We start from the raw sequence: 5,673 nt of genomic DNA, 5'->3' as shown, positions 1-5,673 counted from the left end.
GCGGCGGCCGGTTCGTGGAGATGGGCAAGGCCGACCTGCGCGACCCGGACGCGGTCGCCGCCGGACACCCGGGCGTCACGTACCGCGCGTTCGACCTGAACGAGGCGGGCAGCACCCGCATCGGCGAGATGCTCAGCGAGATCCTCGCCCTCTTCGCGCGGGGCGCGTTGCGCCCGCTGCCCGTACGGGCGTGGGACGTGCGCCAGGCCCGGCAGGCGCTGCGGCACGTCAGCCAGGCCCGCCACGTCGGCAAGGTGGTGCTCCGTGTCCCCGCGCCCGTGGACCCCGAGGGCACCGTGCTGGTCACCGGCGCCGCCGGGGCCCTGGCCGGCGTACTCGCGCGGCACCTGGTCGCCACGGGCCAGGCCCGGCACCTGCTGCTGGCCTCCCGCCGGGAACCCGGCCGCCCCGGTGACGACGACTACGCCACCCTGGTCCGGGAACTCACCGACGCGGGTGCCGACGTCACCGCCGTGACGGCCGACGTCAGCGATCCCGCGCAGGTCACCGAACTGATCGCCGGGATCGACCCGGCGCACCCGCTGACCGCGGTGGTGCACACCGCCGGCGTGATCGCCGACGCGACGATCGGCTCGCTCGACGAGCGGGCGCTGCACGCCGTGCTGACGCCCAAGGTGGACGCCGGATGGGCGCTGCACGAGGCCACCCGGCACCTGGACCTGGCCGCGTTCGTGCTGTTCTCCTCGGTGGCGGCCACCCTCGGCTCCCCGGGACAGGGCAACTACGCGGCGGCCAACGCCTTCCTCGACGCCCTCGCCCAGCATCGGCGGCAGCAGGGGCTGCCCGCCACCAGCCTCGCCTGGGGCATGTGGGCCACCGACAGCACGATGACCGCCCACCTCGACGGCGACGACCAGCAGCGGTTGCGGCGGGTCGGGATGAGCCGTCTCTCCCCGGCCGAGGGCGCCGAACTTCTCGATGCCGCCCTACCGGCGGTCCAACCGGTCGTCGTCGCGGCCCGACTCCAGCTCACCGGCGAGGCGAGCCACGTGCCGCCGTTGATGCGGCACCTGCTGCGCGGCGGCGGCCGACGCCGGACCGCGACCGACCAGCCGGCCGCCGGGGTTTCGTGGCGGGACCGGCTCGACGGCCTGTCCGAGGCGGACGCCCGCCAGGCGCTGGTCGACCTGGTCTGCGGCCAGGCCGCGACGGTGCTGGGGCACGCCTCCGCGCAGGCGGTCCCCGCCGCCCGGGCCTTCAAGGACCTGGGCTTCGACTCGCTGACCTCGGTGGAGCTGCGCAACCGGCTGGGCGCCGCCACCGGGCTGCGGCTGTCCGCCACGCTGGCCTTCGACCACCCCACCCCGGCCCGGCTGGCCGAGCACCTGTTCGCGCAGCTCGGCCGCGCCACCGGCGGCGGCCCCACGGTCCGTACCGTCGTCACCGCCGACGCGGACGAGCCGATCGCCATCATCGGCATGGCCTGCCGCTACCCCGGCGGCGTCGCCACCCCCGAGCAGTTGTGGCAGCTCGTCACCTCGGGGGCCGACGCGATCGGAGGCTTCCCCGTCGACCGCGGCTGGGACCTCGACCGGCTGTACGGCACCGACGGCGACCAGGCGGGCGGCACCGTCACCGACCAGGGCGGCTTCCTCTACGACGCGGCCGACTTCGACGCCGGCTTCTTCAACATCAGCCCCCGCGAGGCCCTCGCCATGGACCCGCAGCAGCGGCTGCTGCTGGAGACCGCCTGGGAGAGCTTCGAGTACGCCCGCGTCGATCCCACCACGCTCGGCGGCAGCGCCACCGGTGTCTTCATCGGCGCCGCCTCCTCCGGCTACGCCACCAGCGGACGCGACGACCTGGACGGCCTCGAGGGGCACCTGCTGACCGGGACGGCGGGCAGCGTCGCCTCCGGGCGGGTCGCCTACACGTTCGGCCTCGAAGGCCCGGCGGTCACGGTCGACACCGCCTGCTCCTCGTCCCTGGTGGCGTTGCACCTCGCCGCCCAGGCGCTGCGCGGCGGCGAGTGCGACATGGCCCTGGCCGGCGGGGTGGCGCTGATGGCGCAGCCCGGCATGTTCTCCGAGTTCTCCCGGCAGGGCGGGCTGGCCCCGGACGGGCGGTGCAAGGCGTTCGCCGCCGGCGCCGACGGCACCGGCTGGTCCGAGGGCGTGGGAATGCTGCTGGTGGAGCGCCTTTCCGACGCCCGGCGCAACGGGCACCGGGTGCTCGCCGTGCTGCGCGGCTCCGCGGTGAACCAGGACGGCGCCTCCAACGGGCTGACCGCCCCGAACGGCCCGTCGCAACAGCGGGTGATCCGGCAGGCGCTGGAGAACGCGCGGCTGAGCCCGGCCGACGTGGACGCCGTGGAGGCGCACGGCACCGGCACCACCCTCGGCGACCCGATCGAGGCGCAGGCGGTGTTGGCCACCTACGGGCAGGACCGCGACGGCGACGAACCGCTCTGGCTCGGATCGATCAAGTCGAACATCGGTCACTCGCAGGCGGCGGCGGGTGTGGCCGGCGTGATCAAGATGGTGCTGGCGATGCGGCACGGCGTGCTGCCGCCGACGCTGCACGTGGACGAGCCGTCGCCCCACGTCGACTGGGACGCCGGGGCGGTCGCCCTGCTCACCGAGGCACGACCGTGGCCGGCGGTGCGGCGGCCGCGCCGGGCGGCGGTGTCGTCGTTCGGCATCAGCGGCACCAACGCGCACACCATCATCGAGCAGGCGCCCGACGAGCCGGCCCCCGCGACGGCCCCGCCGACGGGGAACGTCCCCGGCCTGGTCGGGCCCGCCGCCGTACCTCTGCTGGTGTCCGGCAGGAGCCCCCGCGCGCTCGGCGCGCAGGCCGCCCGCCTCGGCGAGCGACTCGCCGGTGACGCCGACCTCGACCTGCGCGATCTCGGGTTCTCCCTGGCCGCCCAGCGGGCGCACCACCCGTACCGCGCGGTCGTCGTGGCCGCCGACCGGGACGACGCGGCCACCCGCCTGGCCGCCCTCTCCGCCGCCGACAGCGCACCGGTCGGCGCGGACGCGGCGTCGAAGATCGTCTTCGTCTTCCCGGGCCAGGGCTCCCAGTGGACGGGGATGGCGCTGGACCTGCTGGAGACCTCGCCGATCTTCCGGCAGCGGATGGGGGAGTGCGCCGAGGAGCTGTCCCGGCTGGTGGACTGGTCCCTGGAGGACGTCCTCCGGGAGGCGCCCGGCGCGCCGCCCCTGAACCGGGTGGACGTGGTCCAGCCCGTCCTCTTCTCCGTCATGGTGTCCCTCGCGGAGCTCTGGCGCTCGTGCGGCATCGAACCGGCCGCCGTCGTCGGGCACTCGCAGGGAGAGCTCGCGGCGGCCTGCGTCGCCGGCGCGCTGACCCTCGCCGAGGCGGCGCGGCTCGTCGTGGCGCGCAGCCGCAGTCTGCTTGCGATCGCCGGCCGGGGCGGCATGGCCTCCGTCCCGCTCCCGGCCGCCGACACCGAGCAGCTGATCACGCCGTGGCGGGGGAGCCTCTCCGCCGCCGCCCTCAACGGCGCCGCCGTGACCGTGGTCGCCGGCGACTTGGCGTCGGTCGACGAGCTGCTCGCACACTGCGCCGAGCGCGACATCCGCGCCCGGAGGGTCGCCGTCGACTTCGCCGCCCACAGCGGCCACGTCGACGCGATCCGTGACGACGTGATCACCGGATTCGGCACGGTGGACCCGCGCTCCAGCACGGTGGACTTCCACTCCACCGTCACCGGCGAACTGATCGACACCGCCGAGCTCGACGCCGACTACTGGTACCGCAACCTGCGCGAACCCGTCCGGCTCGCGCCGGTCGTGGACCGGCTGATCGACCGGGGCTTCCGGACCTTCGTCGAGGTCAGCCCGCACCCCGTGCTCAAGGTGGCCGTCCAGGACGCGCTCGACCGGGCCGCCGGCGACGGCGTGGTGGTCGGCTCGCTGCGCCGCGACGAGAACGGGTCGCAGCAGATGCTGGCCAACCTCGGCGCCCTGCACGTCGCCGGCGCGCCCGTCGACTGGGTGAGCGTCTTCGCCGGCTCGGGCGCCACCCCGGTCGACCTGCCCACGTACGCCTTCCAGCGGGACCGGTTCTGGCCGGCGCTCGACCGGTCCGCGACCGGCGACGTGTCGGGCGCGGGGTTGGGCGCGGCCGGACACGGGCTGCTCGGCGCGGCGGTGCGTCTCGCCGGTGACGACGAGGTCGTGCTGACCGGCCGGCTGTCGGCGTCGACGCACCCCTGGCTGGCGGACCACGTGGTCGGCGGCGCGCTGGTGCTGCCGGGCACCGCCCTGGTCGAGCTCGCGGTGCGGGCCGGCGACGAGGTCGGCGTCTCCCGGGTGCGGGAGCTGACCGTCGCCGCGCCGCTGGTGCTGCCGAACTCGGGCGCGGTCCGCGTGCAGGTGCGCGTCGGCGCGGCCGACGGCTCCGGCGCCCGGCCCGTCGCGGTGCACTCGCAGCCCGAGGGCGACCCGGACGCCGCGTGGCTGCGGCACGCCGACGGCCTGCTGGAAGAGGCCGCCGACGAGCCGGCGCTGGGTCCCTGGCCCCCGACCGGAGGCACCGAGGTGGACCTCGCCGGCTGGTACCCGGCGCTGGCGGAGCGCGGCCTGACCTACGGGCCGGCGTTCCGGGGCCTGCGGCGGCTCTGGACCGCCGGCGACGAGGCGTACGCCGAGGTGGCCCTGCCGGACGAGGCGGCCGCCGACGCCGCCACCTTCGCCGTGCACCCGGCACTGCTGGACGCCGCGCTGCACCCCGTCGGGCTGCTGCTGACCGAACGGTCCGGCGGGCCGCGCGTGCCCTTCGCGTTCGAGGGCGTGCAGGTGCACGCGTCCGGCGCCAGGACGCTGCGGGTGCGGCTGACCCGGTCGGGCTCGCGCGTGCGGCTGGTGGCCGGCGACGAGTCCGGCGCGCCGGTGGTGTCCGTCGAGTCGCTGGCCCTGCGGGAGATGGCCGACGCCACCGGTGTGGAGGCCGCGGAGCGGTCGCTGTTCGAGGTGACGTGGCAGGCCGAGCGGGTCACCCCCGCGCGGGACGTCTCCGGCTGGGTGCTGCTCGGCGACGGGGACGCGCCGGCGGACCTGACCACGCCGGTGTTCCCCACGGTCGACGAGCTGACCGCGGCGGTCTCGGCCGGGGCGGTCGAGGCGCCCCGCGCACTGCTCCTCCCCGTGCGCGCCGGCACTGCGGACGGCGACCTGCCCGAGCTGGTCCGTACGGCCACGGCACGGCTCCTGGACGTGGTGCGGTCCTGGTTGGACAGCGAGGCTCTGGCCGACACGACGCTGGTGGTGCTTACCCGCGGCGCCGTGGCCGCCACCCCGTCCGACGCGTTGCGGGACCTGCCCGGCGCGGCGGTCTGGGGCCTGCTGCGCTCCGCGCAGTCCGAGCACCCCGGGCGGATCGTCCTCGCCGACGTCGACGGCGAACTCACTCCGGCCACCCTCGCCGTGCTGGCCGCCGTGGCCGAGGACCCGTCGAGCACCGGCGGTCAGGTGGCCGTACGCGGCGACGACGTGCGCACTCCGCGCCTGGGCCGGCCCGCCGGCCCGGCCGCCGAGGAACTCGTACCCCCGGCCGGGCTGTGGCGGGTCGGGGCGGTCAGCCCCGGCACCCTGGACGGCATCGGAATGGTGCCCGCCGCCGCCGTCGCCCTGGACGCGGGCCAGGTGCGCATCGCCGTGCGGGCGGCCGGGGTGAACTTCCGGG

General features: G+C 76.4%; 1 protein-coding gene. It reads left to right on the top strand.

Annotation, left to right across the window (positions count from 1 at the left end):
• Positions 1 to 5,673: SDR family NAD(P)-dependent oxidoreductase (locus V6V16_RS27550; protein WP_334566830.1), on the top strand; the 5,673-nt coding region annotated here is incomplete at both ends.

Origin of the sequence: Micromonospora sp. CPCC 205561 (assembly GCF_036906775.1) — a bacterium.
Lineage (GTDB): Bacteria > Actinomycetota > Actinomycetes > Mycobacteriales > Micromonosporaceae > Micromonospora.
This window is presented reverse-complemented; position numbering and strand designations above follow the sequence as displayed.